The sequence below is a fragment of the Actinoplanes cyaneus genome (assembly GCF_016862095.1).
GTDB lineage: Bacteria > Actinomycetota > Actinomycetes > Mycobacteriales > Micromonosporaceae > Actinoplanes > Actinoplanes cyaneus.
Map to the genome: position 1 here is coordinate 57489 of NZ_BOMH01000027.1, position 15794 is coordinate 73282.

The 15794-nt window shown below is 72.1% G+C and carries 11 protein-coding genes; 7 read left to right on the top strand and 4 right to left on the bottom strand.

Going from position 1 to position 15794, the window contains the following annotated elements; all coding sequences use genetic code 11:
* The first annotated feature begins 44 nt into the window (after window positions 1-44).
* Window positions 45-608: a dihydrofolate reductase family protein gene (locus tag Acy02nite_RS17260; RefSeq protein ID WP_203741778.1), complete on the top strand. Its 564-nt coding sequence runs from the start codon at window positions 45-47 to the stop codon at window positions 606-608.
* A 17-nt stretch (window positions 609-625) separates the two neighbouring features.
* Here Acy02nite_RS17260 and Acy02nite_RS17265 read toward each other — a convergent pair whose 3' ends face one another.
* From Acy02nite_RS17265 to Acy02nite_RS17280, 4 genes are all read right to left on the bottom strand, one after another.
* Complete coding sequence (locus Acy02nite_RS17265) at window positions 626-1555, bottom strand: TIGR03619 family F420-dependent LLM class oxidoreductase (protein ID WP_203741780.1); 930 nt, start codon at window positions 1553-1555, stop codon at window positions 626-628.
* 731 nt (window positions 1556-2286) lie between these two features.
* Window positions 2287-5388, bottom strand: coding sequence for a GH92 family glycosyl hydrolase (locus tag Acy02nite_RS17270; protein ID WP_203741782.1), 3102 nt, complete (start codon window positions 5386-5388; stop codon window positions 2287-2289).
* Window positions 5389-5576: 188 nt separating this feature from the next.
* Entirely contained in the window at window positions 5577-6233 is a 657-nt protein-coding gene (locus tag Acy02nite_RS17275) for a response regulator (protein ID WP_203741784.1), read from the bottom strand.
* A 4-nt stretch (window positions 6234-6237) separates the two neighbouring features.
* Window positions 6238-7566 (bottom strand): sensor histidine kinase, encoded by a 1329-nt coding sequence (locus Acy02nite_RS17280; protein ID WP_203741786.1) that lies wholly within the window; start codon window positions 7564-7566, stop codon window positions 6238-6240.
* A gap of 129 nt (window positions 7567-7695) precedes the next feature.
* On the opposite strand from Acy02nite_RS17280, the gene Acy02nite_RS17285 reads away from it, so the two are divergent.
* From Acy02nite_RS17285 to Acy02nite_RS17310, 6 genes are all read left to right on the top strand, one after another.
* The gene (locus tag Acy02nite_RS17285) at window positions 7696-8241 is read left to right on the top strand and encodes a hypothetical protein (RefSeq protein ID WP_203741788.1); all 546 of its coding nucleotides are present in this window, start codon (window positions 7696-7698) and stop codon (window positions 8239-8241) included.
* Window positions 8238-9320: an HlyD family efflux transporter periplasmic adaptor subunit gene (locus Acy02nite_RS17290; protein WP_203741790.1), complete on the top strand. Its 1083-nt coding sequence runs from the start codon at window positions 8238-8240 to the stop codon at window positions 9318-9320. Before Acy02nite_RS17285 ends, Acy02nite_RS17290 begins: the two co-directional genes overlap by 4 nt.
* The gene (locus tag Acy02nite_RS17295) at window positions 9317-10003 is read left to right on the top strand and encodes an ABC transporter ATP-binding protein (RefSeq protein WP_203741792.1); all 687 of its coding nucleotides are present in this window, start codon (window positions 9317-9319) and stop codon (window positions 10001-10003) included. The genes Acy02nite_RS17290 and Acy02nite_RS17295 overlap by 4 nt, the downstream gene beginning before the upstream one ends.
* Entirely contained in the window at window positions 10000-11184 is a 1185-nt protein-coding gene (locus Acy02nite_RS17300) for an ABC transporter permease (RefSeq protein WP_203741794.1), read from the top strand. Before Acy02nite_RS17295 ends, Acy02nite_RS17300 begins: the two co-directional genes overlap by 4 nt.
* A 186-nt stretch (window positions 11185-11370) precedes the next feature.
* Window positions 11371-11682, top strand: coding sequence for a CU044_2847 family protein (locus Acy02nite_RS17305; RefSeq protein WP_203741796.1), 312 nt, complete (start codon window positions 11371-11373; stop codon window positions 11680-11682).
* On the top strand, window positions 11675-15754 hold the full coding sequence (locus tag Acy02nite_RS17310) for an nSTAND1 domain-containing NTPase (RefSeq protein WP_203741798.1): 4080 nt from the start codon (window positions 11675-11677) through the stop codon (window positions 15752-15754). The genes Acy02nite_RS17305 and Acy02nite_RS17310 overlap by 8 nt, the downstream gene beginning before the upstream one ends.
* The last annotated feature ends 40 nt before the right edge of the window (window positions 15755-15794 follow it).

Consider the following 15794-nt stretch of genomic DNA (forward strand, 5'->3'; position numbering starts at 1 on the left):
ACTGACAGGCGAACGAGTTCACCAGGTCCGCCGGAGGAGTCATCATGCGCAAGATCATCTACTGGGTGCACACGTCGGTCGACGGGTTCGTGAACGGGCCCGACGGAGAATTCGACTGGCCGGTCATGGGCCCGGAGCTGTCCGCGTACTCGGAGGGCCTCGACCGCACCGTCGACACCCTGCTGTTCGGCCGGCCGGTGTGGGAGATGATGGTCGGCTTCTGGCCCCGCGCCGAGTCGATCTCCGACGATCCCCACACCAGGGCGTTCGCACCGTTCTGGCGTGCCACCCCGAAGATCGTCTTTTCCCGCACGTACGAGGGTGACGACTGGACCGCCCGCATCATCCGTGACGACCTGCGCGCCGAGGTCACCGCCCTCAAGGAGCAGCCCGGCGGTGACCTGCTCCTCACCGGCGGGGCCGGGCTGGCCGGCGCGCTCACCGAGCACGGGCTGATCGACGAGTACCACATCGCCGTGCATCCCGTGGTCCTCGGCGGCGGGAAGCGACTGTTCGCCGAGCCGAAGCAGCGCCTGTCCCTGCGGGCGACCGGGTCCCGCCTGCTGGACGGTCAGATCGTCGTGACCAGCTACGAGCCGGTGCGCTGACGCACGGGCCGACGGTTCTACAGGCCCGCGGCGCGGACCTCGGTGTGCAGGCTGTGCGCGGCCTCGATCAGCTCGCCGAGGCCGTTCGCCGCCGAGGCCAGCGTCACGTAGACGTGATCCACGCCGGCCTCCCCGAGCGCCGCGATGTCCTCGACGATCTGCTTGACATTCCCGGTGTACGGCTGCCGGCCCTCCGACGGCACCTCCGCCAGATCGCGGAGGCCCAGCTGGAAGATGCAGCCGATCTCGGAGGGGTCCCGCCCGTGTGCGGCGGCCTGCTCCCGGAGACCGGCCAGGATCTCCCCGGCCTTCTCCGGCGGCACGCCCGTGGGCAGCCAGCCGTCGCCGCGCCGCGCGATCCGGCCGAGCGCCGTCCGGTTGGAGCCGGCCAGGAACAGCGGAACCCGCCGGGCCGGTTTCGGGTTCACCCGGCTCGGCGCCAGCCGGTACCGCTCGTTCTCGAACACGACCGGGTCCGGCCCCCAGACCGCTGCCGCGTAGTCCAGGAACTCGTCGAGGGCCTGCCCGCGCTCCTCGATCGGCCGGGGCGCGGTCGCCGCGAACTCGTCGATCGACCAGCCACTGCCCAGCCCGGCGATCACCCGGCCGCCACTGGCCGTGTCCAGCGCGGCCAGGGTCCGGGCCAGCCGGAACGGCAGGTGCAGCCCGGGGACCAGCACACTGGTGCCCAGCTCCACCCGGCTCGTCACGGCCGCGGCCAGACCGAGGGTGACCAGCGCGTCCGTGGTGTGCGCGTAACTCTCCGGCCAGGCCAGGCCGGGAACGCCGTAGAGACCGTGCGGGCCGCTGGTGTCCTCCGGGGCGAGGATCCGCTCGTACGCCCACAGACTGTCGTAGCCGATCTCCTCGGCGGCGCGCGCGAACGTGGTCACGTCACGTCCGAGGTCGTACCGGTTCGTCTGTGGAAGGTTCACGCCCAGCCGCATGGCGTGCAGCCTAACGGCGCTCCCATCCATTGAGGAGGTTCACCACCGTTGATCAACCGCCCGGCCGATCCGCCCTCCTCCGTTCGCCGTCCCGGGGCTCGGCCGTCCCGATCACCACCTCAACCCCGACACCCCAGTCCCAGCTCGCCGCGCCCAGCTGGCACTCACGGTTGCCTCCACCCCGCAGTTCCAGCCCCCACCACCAGCCCGGCTCGCCCAGCTGGCACTCACGGTTGCTTGCACCCCACCGTTACAACCCTCAGCACCAGCTCGCCGCGATCGGCTGGCACTGACGGCTGCTTCCACCCCACCGTTACAACCGCCACCACCAGCCCGGCCTGAACTACGCCGCCGCGCGAGCGCCGTCCGAGCTCGGGCCGCGACGCGCCGCGTGGTTGGCCGGCTGGCTCTCACGGTCGTTATCGGGCCCGGAAACAACCGTGAGAGCCAGCCGAGAGCAGCGACCCGCGTCTCCGCCGCAACTGGCGCCGGCCTCGCGGGCCCCGGCCAAGTCCAGGCCGCCACGCGCCGCACGGCCGACCAGCTGGTTCTCATGGGCGTTATCCGTGCCGGATAACGCCCATGAGAACCAGCCCGCAACAGCGACCCGCGTCGCGGCCGCAACCGGTGACAGCCTCGCGCGCTGACGAACGACGCGCTGACGACAACCGGCCGCCGCTGACGAACGACGCCGGCCCGCTGACGACAACGGGCCGGCGTCGCTGAAGGGGTCAGGCTCGGATGTCGAGTTCGTAGATGCGGGCTGCTGTGTTGCCGTCGTTCGCCGGGGTGAGGACGTTCAGGCGGACGTAACGGGCGTCCGCGTCGATCGTCGTCGTGGTGCTGTCGGCGGTGTTGCCGCGCACCTGCGCCCGAGTGGTCCAGGTAGCGCCGTCGGCAGAGGTGAGCACGTCGAAGTCCCTGGTGTTCCAGGACGGGTATTCGCCGCCCGCGCCGGCGTGCCGGATCACGACCGAGCCGACGTGTCTGGTGCTGCCCAGGTCGGTCTGCAGCCACTTGGCCGCGCCGGTGGAGCACCACTTGTCGTTCCAGCCGCCGAGCCAGCTGCCGTTGACCGCCTTGTCCGGCCCCTCGGTGGCGCTGCAGGACGAGTCGGCGGTGGCCGGGCGGGCCAGTGCCAGGTCGGCCGGGGCGCTGCTCGCTCCGTACACCTCGAGTTCGTAGATCCGCGCGGCGCCGCTGCTGTCGCCGGCCGGGGTGGTCACGTCGAGCCGGACGTAGCGGGCCGTGCGAGCCGGGATCGGCGCGTAGGTCCGGCTCGCCCGGGTGGACCCGACAATGACCGCGTTTGCCCAGTTGACGTTGTCGGTGCTGGTGGCGATCGTGAACGCGCCGGTGTTCCAGTTGGTCCGCTCACCGCCGAGCCCGGCGTGCTTGACGACGAACGAGGACACGTTCTGCGCCGAGCCGAGGTCCACGGTCAGGGTTCGCGGCGTCCCGCCGGTGCACCATTTGCTGTTGTCCTCGAGGATGCCGTCGACCGCCTTGGCCGGGGCTTCCGTGCTGCTGCACGACGCGGCTCCACCGGTGGCCGGCTTGGTGAGCGCCAGGTTCGGCCCGAGGTCGGGCTCGGCGGGCGGCTGCTGGGCGCCGTCGCCGAAGCTGGGCGGCACGTCGGCGGCGCCGGTTCCCCAGGTGCCGGGCGAGCCTGCCATGCCGTACGCGATGGTGCCGCCGGAGGCAATGTCGGGGTATCGCAGGTAACTGTGGCTGGTGGTCGCGCCGTTGACCGAAAGCGATTGCACGTAACGGCTGGTGGCGCTGCCCCCGGTGATCGTGATGTTGCCTCCCGGCCGCTGGATCAGCGCTTGCGGGAAGAGGCCGCCGTGCACCGCGAGGGTGTCGGCGCCGGGCGTGACGGGGTAGAGGCCGAGCGCCGCCCAGACGTACCAGGAGCTGGTCGCGCCGAGGTCGTCGTTGCCGGGCAGCCCACCGGCGCCGGTGGTGAACGACTCGCTCATCACGCGGCGCACCGCGTCGGAGGCGCCGGCCGGTTTGCGCGCGTAGTTGTAGGTCCACGGAACGTTGTGCTCGGGTTCGTTGCCGACGTAGTAGTACGGCCGGGACAGGCCGCCGTTGAGCTCGGTGAAGTGATGGTCGAGCCGTTGCACGGCGGTGGACGGGCCGCCCATCAGCGTGATCAGCGCGCTGAGGTTGTGCGGCACCATCCAGGTGTACTGGGCGGCGTTGCCCTCGGTGTAGGGGCTCTCGGTGGCCGGGTTCAGCGGCCACGTGTACGCGCCGTCGCCGCCCCGGGTGTGGATGTAGGACGATTCGCCGTTGAACAGGCTGCGCCAATACTGGGAATGCGTCGCATAGGTGTTGTACCCGGCCGTGTCGCCGAGCGCCTTCGCGAACTGGCTGATGGCGAAATCACTCGACGCGTATTCCAGGGTCTCCGACGGGTTTCCGGGAATGTAATGGCCGCTCTCGTAGGAGGCGCGATTGCCGCGCAGCACGGTTCCCTGGGTGCTGCCGCCGGTGGCGCTCTTCTTCATCAGCGCGAGCGCCGCCGCCGTGTCGAAGCCGCGGACCCCGAACGCGTAGGCGCTGGCCACGACGATCGGCCCCGGGTCGCCGGGCATCACGAAGTCCTCGACGCTCTGGTGCGACCACTTGGGCAGCAGTCCGCCCTGCTGGCCGTCGAGCACCATGGACTTGACGATGTCGGTCATCACGTCCGGCGCGATCAGCGCGGTCAGTGACGCCCAGGAACGGTAGATGTCCCAGCCCGAGTAGTTCTGATAGACCGGATGTGTGGCGGAGTGCACCACACCGTCGAATCCCATGTACTGCCCGTTGGTGTCACTGGCGACGTTCGGGTTCATCAGCACGTGATAGAGCGCGGTGTAGAACTTCTGCAGATCGGTCGTCCCGCCGCCGGTCACCTGAATCCGGTTCAGGGCGGAATTCCAGGAGCCGAGAGCATTTGCGCGTACGGCCGGGAAAGCGCCCGCCTCGGCTGTCGCATTGTTCTGCGCGTTGGCGACGCTGACGAACGAGATGCCGACCGTCGCGTTCACGACGGCATCGGAGGTGGTGTCGAAGGTGACGTACGCGCCGGCCTGGTTGCCGCTGACGCTCGTGCCCCCGGCGGTCACGGTTCCGCCGTTGAACGTGCCGGTCCCGGTCGGCGTGCGGTCGAACAGGATCGAGTAGTACATCTTGAACGTGCGCCCGCCGCAGAACCCGCCGGCCGTGTGCTCGCCCCAGACCCGGTTCCCGCTGATCGTGACGTTCCCGGCCCGGTCGCCGGTGGCCGACCGGGACGCGTTGATCAGCACGCGCGCGGTGGTCGAGGCGGGGTAGGTCAGGCGCAGCGCGCCGGTGCGGGTCGTGGCGCTCAGTTCGGCGTCGACGCCGTACCTGTCCAATCGGTTCTTGTAATAGCCGGGCGCCGCGGATTCGTTCGCTTTGGTGTAGGCGCTGGCGTAGGACGTCCAGGCGTTGCCCGGCGAGGAGCCGAGATTCCCGGTGATCGGCAGGATCGGGAGGTCCTCGTTGTTCGGGCAGCCGGCCCCGTTGAAGTGGGTGAGGCTGAACGACTCGATGGTCCGGTCGGAGTCGCGGTAGCCCGACGGCGAGCCGGTCGGGGTGTCCGGGCTGAACTGCACCATGCCGAACGGCACGGTGGCGCCGGGGAAGGTGCTGCCGCCGGCGCCGCCGCCGACCGGGTTGGGTGAGTTGCTGTCGTCGGTCCCGACGAACGGGTTGACGTATCCGGTGAGGTCGAGGTTCGCGGCGTGGGCCGCCTGTGGGATCGACAGGGCCGCGGCGGCGAGGAGGGCCGCGGTCGCGAGGGCACGGATCATTGGTGCCGTCCCTTCGGACATGACATGGGAATGACAGCGTTGTCACTCACATCAATCGATGTCAATACGCGGCGTCGGTTCCGGAACCGGCGACGTCAGGGACGCGGCGGGCGCGAACCGCATCGATCACGGCCGAACACGAGGCGAGGCGTCCTGATCACGACTGAGCACGCGGCGAACCGCACCGATCACGGCTGCGCGAGGCCGCACTCGTAGCCGAGGATCACCGCCTGGACCCGGTCCCGCAGGCCCAGCTTGGCGAGGATCCGGCCCAGATGCGTCTTCACCGTGCTCTCCGAGAGGACCAGGACGGCGGCGATCTCCGCGTTGGACAGACCACGCGTGACCAGCGTCAGGACCTCCCGCTCGCGGCTGGTCAGCGTCGCGAGGCGCCGGTCCGCGGCCGCCGGCGCCGGTGTGGTGCTGCCCAGGTAGTGGGCGATCAGCCGGCGGGTCACGCTGGGCGCGGCGACCGACTCGCCGGCGGCGACGACCCGTACCGCGGAGATCAGATCGGCGGCCAGGGCGTCCTTGAGGAGGAAGCCGCTGGCGCCCGCCCGCAGCCCGCTGAGCACGTATTCGTCCAGGTCGAACGTGGTCAGGATGATCACCTTGGCGGGGTGCGGGCCGGTGCGGATGCGACGGGTCGTCTCGATGCCGTCGAGGCCCGGCATGCGCACGTCCATCAGCACGACGTCCGGCCGGGTGCGTGCGACCACGTCCAGGGCGTGCGCCCCGTCGGCCGCCTCGCCGACCACCTCGAGGTCGCCGGTCTCGTCGAGGACGAGCCGGAACCCGGTGCGGACCAGGGTCTGGTCGTCGACGAGCACGACCCGGACGGTCATCGGCTCACCCGGCCGGCGACGGGCGGTGATGCGGGAGCGTCGCGCCGAGCCGGAACCCGGCAGGGAAACCGCGCCCGGTCTCCAGAGTGCCGCCGAGCATCGCGACCCGTTCCGCGATGCCCCGCAGCCCGGCGCCGTCCCCGGCCGGCCCGGCACCGTCGACGGCCGGCCCGGCACCGTTGACGGCCGGCCCGGCACCGTCGTCGGTCACCTCGACGTGCAGGCAGGTCGCCTCGAAGCGTAGGCACACCCGCGCGGCGGCGCCCGGCCCGGCATGCTTGAGCGTGTTGGTCAGCGCCTCCTGCACGATCCGGTAGGCGGACAGGTCCACCCCCACCGGCACCACGTCGGGCGCGCCGTCGACGTGCAGCTCGATCCGCATCCCCGCGGACCGGAGCTGATCGACGAGGGCCGGCACCGCGCCGAGGCCGGGCTGCGGGGCGAGCTCGGTGTCCCCGGCCGGTCCGGTGCGGTTGGCGGCGAGCAGGCGACGCATCTCGGCCAGCGACGACCGTCCGGTTTCGATCACGTGGTGCAGGGCGGTCGCGGTGCGTTCCGGGTGCCGGTCGAGGGCGGCCGCCGCACCCTGTGCCTGCACCACCATCACCGACATGCCGTGGGCGACGACGTCGTGCAGCTCGCGGGTGATCCGCGCGCGTTCGGCGGCGACCGCGAGGGCGGCCCGCTGCTGCTGCTCCCGGGCCAGGTCGGCGGCGCGCTGTTCGAGGGTGTCCAGGTGCGCGCGACGGCTGCGCATCCCGTCACCGACGGCGAACGCGGCGACCAGCAGCAGCCACATCTCCAGCACCTGCTGGCTGGTGCTGATCAACGCCTCGCCCCACACCCCGGTGGTGTCCACCGCGACCAGCTCTTTCCCCTTGCCAGGCATCTTCTCCCCGGTGACCTGCGTCGTCTCGGCCTTGCCGGCACGCAGGGCCGTCAGGTCGGTGCGCACCCGGCCGGTGAACATCGCCGCGTAGGTCAGCAGCATGACGACCCCGAGCAGCGCGGTGGCGGCGCGGCGGTGCCGGGCCACTGTCGCGACCGTGTAGAGCACCAGCGGCAACGCCAGATCCAGCAGCTGGAACTTGGTCTGCAGCAGGAGATGCCCGGTCGTCCCGATCGCGGTCAGGGCGAGCGCGAGCAACGGCCGCGACCGGCGCACCAGCAGTCCTGCGACGACCGGGGCGGCCAGCAGCCACCAGGCGGCGTCCACGGGGACGGTCGCGCCGGGCTTCTGGTCCCCCATCAGCAGGGACACGGCTCCGGGCCCGACGGTCAGCACCATCAGCGCCGCCGCGAGCACGGCGTCGGTTCGCAAGCGACGCAGCACGTACTCCATCGTAGGAAGCGGATCGGCCGCCGTCGTCAGACTCAGGTGCTACATCGGTGGTGCCGGGCCCGGCCGAAGTGCCGACCGCGGTAGGAAGTCTTCGATCTTCGCGGCGGCCAGGCTGAGGCGATGAACAGAACAGTTTTCACACTGCTCCTTCCGCTGCTGGTCACGGCCGGGCTCGCCGGCTGTGGCAACCACCCGGCGCCCACCGCCGCACCGAGCTCCTCCACGCTTCTGGCCCTCGGCCAGGAGTGGACGCAGTGCCTGCGTTCGCACGGCCTGACCCGGATGCCCGACGCCGAGATCTCCCAGGACGGCTATCTCCAGTTCCCGGCCGGCGACTACAACTGGAAGGCCGACCTGGGCAAGCACCGGGACATCATCGACGCCTGCCAGTCGATCGAGGATCGGTATCCGCCGAACGCGTTCCGGCCCAAGGACAAGTTCTCCGCCGACGACCTGCGCAAGCTCGCCGCGTACGCGGCTTGCGTCCGCGAGCACGGCATCCCCGCGTTCCCGGATCCGAACGAGGCGGGCGAGTTCGACCTCAGCGGGACCGCGCTGGCCGGCGGGATCCCCGGGCAGCTGCGCGACCAGGCGGACGCCGCCTGCCACAGCGTCTGGGACGGCGCCGTCAAGATCACCGGCGGGACGGGCGGCGGCAAGAAATGAGCCGCCGGGCAGCCGTTCTCGCCGTCGCGCTGACCGCGCCGCTGGCCGCCGGAGTCACCTGGGCCGTGCACTCCGAGCAGCCCGCCCCGCAACCCGCGGCCGCCGGGATCGCCACCGGCACGGCGACGGCCCAGCGCGGCACGCTCACCCGGACGACGCAGGTCAGCGGCGAACTGGGGTGGGCCGGGTCGTACCCGATAGACCATCAGGGCCCGCCGGGCATCCTCACCGCCTCGGCCGCGCCGGGCGCGACCGTCGGCCGCGGCCGGATCCTCTACCGGGTGGCTGATCATCCGGCTCGCCTGCTGCTGGGCGTCGTCCCGGCGTTCCGCGATTTCGCGTACGGCATGAGCGACGGCCCCGACGTCCGCCAGCTCGAGCGGAATCTCGCGGCGATGGGCTTCGACCCGTACCACCGGATGACAGTGGATCGGCACTTCAGCGCCGCGACCGCCGCGGCGATCCGCCGGTGGGAGGCGTCGTGGGGCCGCCCGTGGTCGCAGCGCACCGGACGCCTGGCCCAGGGTGACGTCGTCTTCCTCCCGGTGCCCGTGCGGATCACCGCGCAGGCGTCCCGGGTCGGCGCCGCGGTCGGCCCCGGGACCACGGTGCTCACCGCGACGTCCACCGCCCGCGCGGTGATCGCCCGGGTCGACACGTCCGACCTCGGCTCGGTGCACGTCGGCGACCAGGTCGGCGTGGCGCTGCCGGACGCGGATCCGATCCCGGGCCGGGTGTCCGAGATCGGTCAGGCGGCGAGCGTTCCGGCCGGCGACGGACCGCAGGACCCGGACGCGAACACGGCGACCGTGCCGGTGACCGTCGCGGTCCGCCCGCCACGCGGCGTCACCCTCGGCACCGCGCCGGTGACCGTGGACATCACCACCCGTACCAGGGACGACGTGCTGCTCGTGCCGATCGCCGCGCTGCTGGCCCGCCCGGGTGGCGGCTATCAGGTGCGGCTGACCGGCGGCACTGTCACGCGGGTCGAGCCCGGCTGGTTCGACGAGAGCAGCGGCCGGGTCGAGATCCTCAGCGGGCTCGCCGAGGGCCAGACCGTGGAGGTGCCCGCGACATGACCCCCGTCCTCGAACTTCGCGACGTCCACAAGGTCTATCCCGGCACGCCGCCGGTCGCGTCGCTGCGCGGGGTCACGGTCACCGTGCACGCCGGCGACCTGGTCGCGGTCGTCGGCCCGTCCGGCTCCGGCAAGACCACCCTGCTCAACCTGGCCGCCGGGCTGGACCGGCCGTCCCGCGGCTCGGTCCGCATCGCCGGCGAGCCGGTCGAGCGGCTCGGTGACCGGCAGCTCTCCGGGGTGCGCGCACACCGGCTGGGCGTCGTCTTCCAGCAGTTCGTCCTGCTCGAACGCAGCACCGCGCTGGAGAACGTCGCCACCGGGCTGTTCTACCGCGGCGTGCCCGCGCCCGAACGCCGCCGGGCCGCCCACGCCGCCCTGGACCGGGCCGGGCTCGCCCACCGCGCCGGTTTCCCGGTCGCGCACCTGTCCGGCGGCGAACGTCAGCGGGTCGCGATCGCCCGCTCCCTGGTCGGCCGCCCCGCCGTCGTGCTCGCCGACGAGCCCACCGGCAACCTCGACTCGGCCGCCGGGGACAGCGTCGTCGCCCTGTTGCACGATCTCAACGCCGGCGGCGTCACCATCGTCGTGATCACCCACGACGAGCGGATCGCGGCGTCCATGCGCCGCCGGGTGTCGCTGCGCGACGGGCTGGTCGTCGCGGACACCGGGGGTGGGTCGTGAGGTCGCGCCTGCGGTTGGCTGACCTGCTGCCGGTGAGCACGGCCGGGTTGCGGGCCCGGCCCGGGCGCACGGCGCTGTCGATCCTCGGCGTGGCGATCGGGATCGCTGCGATGGTCGCCGTGCTCGGCGTGACCCGGTCCAGCCAGGCGGAGGTGCTCGCCCAGATCGACCGGACCGGGACGAACCTGCTCACCGTCGCGAACGGCAAGACCATCCGCGGGGCCGAGGCGGAGCTGCCGGTGACGGCGGGGGCGGCGATCGCCCGTACCGAGGGAGTGTTGTCCGCCGCGGCGACGGCGACCGTGCCGCAACACGTCTACCGCAACGACCGGATCCCCGCGGGCCGCACCGGTGGCCTCTCCGTGCGGGTCGCCGACCCCGGCCTGCTCGGCACGCTCGACGCGGCGCTGGTGGACGGCCGGTTCCTGGATCCGGCGCTGGCCCGCTATCCGGCGGTGGTGCTGGGCCACTACGCCGCCGGGGCGCTCGGGATCGCGGACGTCTCCGACGGGCCACGGGTCTGGCTGGGCGGCCATTGGTTCAGCGTCGTCGGCATTCTCGCGCCCGTCGACCTCGCGCCCGAACTGGACACCGCGGCGCTGATCGGCGCGCCCGTCGCGAGCGAGGCGTTCGGTTACACCGGGCATCCGACCCGGATCTTCGTACGGGCGCTGACGTCACGGACCGCCGAGGTCGCCGGGCTGCTCGGCCGTGCGGCCGACCCGGCCCACCCGGAGCAGGTCGCGGTGAGCCGGCCGTCGGAGGCGCTGACCGCGCGAATCGCGGTCACCGGCGCCACCACGGTCCTGCTGCTCGGCCTGGGCGCGGTCGCGCTGCTCGTCGGTGGCATCGGCATCGCCAACGTGCTGATCATCTCGGTTCTCGAACGCCGCCGCGAGATCGGTCTGCGCCGTGCCCTGGGTGCCACCCGGACCCACGTCGGCGCCCAGTTCCTCACCGAGTCCGTGCTGCTCGGAGCGGCCGGAGGCGTGGCCGGCGTCGTACTGGGAAGCCTGATGACCTGGTCGATGGCAACCGTGCGCGGCTGGCAGACCCTGATCCCGGCCCCGGCCGTCGGCGCCGCCCTGGCCGCTGCCGTGCTGATCGGCGGTTGCGCCGGCCTCTACCCGGCGCTGCGGGCCGCCCGCCTCTCCCCCACCGAAGCCCTGCGCAGCGTTTAGGCGGTGGTCCGCGGTGCGGCCGGGGCTGCGGCGTGGCCAGATCGCACCCGGCTCGGCTGGTCCGCACGGTGGTTGCTCGTCCCGGACGACCACCGTGGGAACCCGCCGTGGCACGGCGCTGTCGCAGATCGGTGGAATGATCGCCGAGTCGGCACCGGGGCGTCGCCGGGCTGGTAGGACGGCCGTATGGCTGCCTATGTTGAGCTTCCCGTCGGGGACGACGACCACGTGACTGTCGAAGTGAGCGGCCAGGGAGTGGTGCGGGCCGGCGCCGGGGAGGTCGTCGGGCGCGCCTCGGAAAGCTTCGACCGTGCCCTCGCGCAGGTGACGCGGATGGGGCAGGAGGCGATCCGCCAGGCGCGAGCGGTCCCGCTCCCGCCCGACGCGGTCGACGTCGAGCTGGGGCTCAAGCTGACGGCCAAGGCCGGGTTCGTGATCGCGGAGTCGAGCGGCGAGGCCCACTTCAAGGTGATTCTCAAGTGGACCCGGAATGCCTGAGCTCGCGGTTCCGGTCGCGACGCCACTGGCCGGCGGGCTGGAGCCGGCGATCGTCCGCGTTCGCGGCGAGGACGGCTCGGCTGTCGGAGCCGGCTTCCTGGTCGCCGGGCGCACGGTGCTGACCTGCGCGCACGTCGTGCAGCGGGCGGGCCGCGCGCGGGTCGAGTTTCCGCTGCTCCCAGGGTCGTCCACGCTGGACGCGGAGATCACCGCGCTGCTGCCGGCGCTGGCCGACGGCACCGGTGACATCGCGGTGCTCACGCTCGCCGAGGATCCGCCACCCGCCGCGCGCCCGGCCCGGATGGCCGTCGAGGACGAGCTCTGGGGTCACCCGTGCCGGCTGTTCGGCTTCTCCGGCGGCCGGGAGGACGGCGTGTGGGCGGCGGGAATCCTGCGCGGCCGGCAGGCCATCGGCTGGGTGCAACTGGAGAGCAGCGGCACCACGGGGTACACCGTCGAACCGGGCTTCAGCGGGGCACCGGTCTGGGACGACGAGCTGGCCGCGGTGGTCGGCATGGCGGTGGCCGCCGAGGTCGACGGCGATCTGCGCGCCGCGTACATGATTCCCACCGCTCTGCTGACCCGCGCCTGGACGTCGCTGTCCGACATCACCCGGCCACCGTGTCCGTACCGTGGCCTGGCCGCGTTCCGGGAACAGGACGCGGCGGTGTTCTTCGGCCGCGAGGACCGCACCGCCCAGCTGGTGCAGGAGATCGGCCGGCGCAGTTTCGTGGCGGTGGTCGGCCCGTCCGGCACCGGCAAGTCCTCGCTGGTCTTCAGCGGCCTGCTGCCCGTGGTGCATCAGCGCCCGGACTGGGTCACCGCCACCATGCGGGCGGCGCGGGCCTCGTCCGGGGTCGCCGCCCTGGCGGCTGCCCTGCTGCCGTTGCTGGAGCCGGACCAGACCGAGACCGAGCGCCTGGCCGCCCTGGCCCGGCTCACCGGGGTGCTGCGCGACGGTCACCTGCGCGACGTGGTCGACCGGATCCTCACCCGCGCCGGGGCGCGGCGGCTGTTGCTGATCGTCGACCAGTTCGAGGAGGTGTTCGGCTCGGCGGACGCGGCCGAGATCACCGGGATCGTGCTGAGCGGTCTCGGTGAGGGCGGCGTGACCGCCGTGATCACGCTGCGCGCCGACTTCCTCGGGCAGGCACTGCAACTGCCGGCCCTCGCCGAGGCGCTGGGCGAGTCGGTGACCGCGGTCGGCGAGATGGACCGGCACCGGCTGCGGCAGGTGATCGAGGAGCCGTTGCCGGCCTGCATGGCGTACGAGCCGGGCCTGGTCGACCGGATCCTCGACGACGTGGGCGACGAGGCGGGCCGGCTGCCGCTGCTGGAGTTCGCCCTCACCCTGCTCTGGGAGCGGCAGGAGAACGGGCGGCTCACGCACGCTGCCTACCACGAGCTGGGCGGGGTGAAGGGTGCCCTGGCCCGATATGCCGAGCAGGTCTACCAGGAGCAGGTCGAGCCGGCCGACCGGGAGCCGTTCCGGCGGCTGCTCACCCAACTGGTCCGGCCCGGCGAGAGCGGCGAGCCGGTGCGGCGGGTGGCCCGGCGCGCGGAGCTCGGCGAACGGCGCTGGCAACTGGGGCAGCGGCTGGCCGCGACCCGGCTGGTGACAGCGGGACGGGACGCGCTCGGGTCGGAGACGCTGGAGCTGGTGCACGAGGCGCTCATCGACGGATGGTCCCGGCTGCGGCAGTGGGCCGACGAGGACCATGCGTTCCGCGCCTGGCAGGAGGACGTACGCAAGGACGTCCTGGAATGGCAGAAGCTCGACCGGGACGTGGGGACGCTGCTGCGCGGGATGCCGCTGGCGGAGGCGGTGCGCTGGCTCGGCGAGCGGGACGACGACATCGGCGACGCCGAGCGGCGCTACATCGTGGCGAGCAAGGTCTATCAGGGTCGTTCGGTCCGCCGATTACGCGCCATCGTCGCGGCGCTGACCGTGCTGGGGCTGGTCGCGGCCGGGCTCGGGGTGATCGCGCTCGAGCAGGGCCGGGACAAGGCACGACAGGCGAACAAGTCGCAGGCCCGTTACCTGGTCGGTCAGGCCGAGGAGATCAGTGGCTCGGCGGACACGCGCAAGGACCTGGGGCTCCTTCTGGCGGCCGCCGCCTACCGGTTCTTCCCCAACGACGAGACCACGGGCAACCTCACCTTCGCGGCCAGCAGGTACCGCTTCGTGTCCCATCTCCTGCCGGTCGAAGCCTCGGCCGGCGCGATCGTCTTCAGTCCGTCCGATCCTCACCTGCTGGCGGTGTCCGGAGCGAACCGCATCGAGTTGTGGGACGTCGAACGACGGACACTCGTGCACGCCGTGCCGGTGGTCGGCTATGCCTACGGCGGCAGTGCGATGGACTTCGCGCCGGCCGGTGACGTGGTGGCCTTCGCCGAGACCGGACAGCGGGAGACCAGGGTCAAGCTCTGGCGGCACGCCACCGGTGACCTGGTCCTTCTGCCGACGGGTAAGAAGCTGACCGAGTCGGTGTCCGAACTGAGATTCAGTCCGGACGGCCGGCGCCTCGTGGCGTGCACGGAGAACGGTTATCTGTCGTGGTCCGTCGACCGGCTGGCCAAGGGGGTCACGATTCCCCGCCCCGCCGCCGAGCAGGGCTGCCAGTTCGCCTGGAACAGTGACAGCGCCACGATCACCGTCGCCGACGGGACCGACCTGGTGACCTGGGACGTCTCGACCGGGCAGCGGCAGAACCTGGTCAAGGTGAGCCTTCCGGCGGATGAGCTACGGATGTTCGGCCTCGACAGGAAGGAAACCATCACCGGTCTCGCCGGCACCCGGGACGGTCGCGTCGCGGCCGTTCAGAGTCGCGGCGGCATGGTCTGGTGGGATCTGGAGCGCCGGGCACCACGTCCCGGGTTCAGCCCCGAGAGGAGCGTCGGCGAGTTGCCGGTGTTCAGCGCCGACAACCGATGGGCGTTCTTCGAGAGTGGAGCCGTGGTCCGGCTCAGCGATCGGGCACGGGTGCGGACCGTGCCGACCGATTCCTCGTCGAGCGGCAAGACCGTCGCGCTGAGCGGGGACGGAAGCACCGTCGCCTTCGTCCAGGACGGACCGGTCCAGATCGTCCACCTCGGCGATTTCGATCCCGTACCGGTGCCGGAGTCGCAACCGAGCCTCGGTCTGTGGGCCGACGGACGTCACGTGACCCTGCTCGAACGCCCGGTGGCGACAACCGTCACGCTCGACCCACCGAGATCCGAGGTGAGTACCAGGATCGAGATCAGCCGGGACCCGGCCGACCCACAGGACATGGCTCTCAGCGACGGCGCCGGCATGATCGCCGGGGTCGACCCGGCTCACCAGGTGCGGCTGTGGAACACCGAGACCCGGCCCACCACCTCGCGGGCATTCCCCGGCCCGTGGCGCCGGCTCCGGACGGTCATGTCCGACCATGCGGGCACCTCCCTCGTGGCGATCGAGGAATCCCGGGCCTACGTCGTGAACACCGCGACCGGAGCCATCGTGCCCGTCCCGTTCGGCGACGGGTTCTTCCCGGCCGAGCTGGCACTGGGCCCCGGCGGCCGGTACCTGTTCGCCGGCGACGCCGACTCGCATCGCTCGGTGCTGTGGGACACCTCGTCCGGCACGGCCACGGCAGTCCCGCTGCCCTACTCCGCCGGCAACCCGGTGTTCAGCCCGGACGGCAGATGGCTCGGGTTGACGACCGGGAACGACGTCGTGGTGCGGGACCTCACGACCGGAACCGAGTTCCGGCGCTTCCACTCCATCGGTGTCGCCGCCTTCGACCGGCAGGGCGCCCGGATCGCCCTGGAGATGCAGACCACCGACCAGCGCGGCGTCGCCATCGAGGTCCGCGACCTGGGGAGCGGCCACCTCATCCACAAGATCTATCGGCTCAATTCGAGCCCGGTGATGTTCACCGCCGACGGCGCCCGGGTGATCGTTGCGGACGGCGGTGTCCTCGCGGATCACCTGCTCGGCGCCGAGGTGGCGTTGCGGCGGGTCTGCGAGCTGGTGGGCCGGGACCTCACGCGGGACGAATGGCAGACCTACGCGAGTGGCTTCCCGTACCGCCGCATCTGCCCCTGACGATGTCATCGGAGCACATCGGCCGGCACGAACGGGCTAT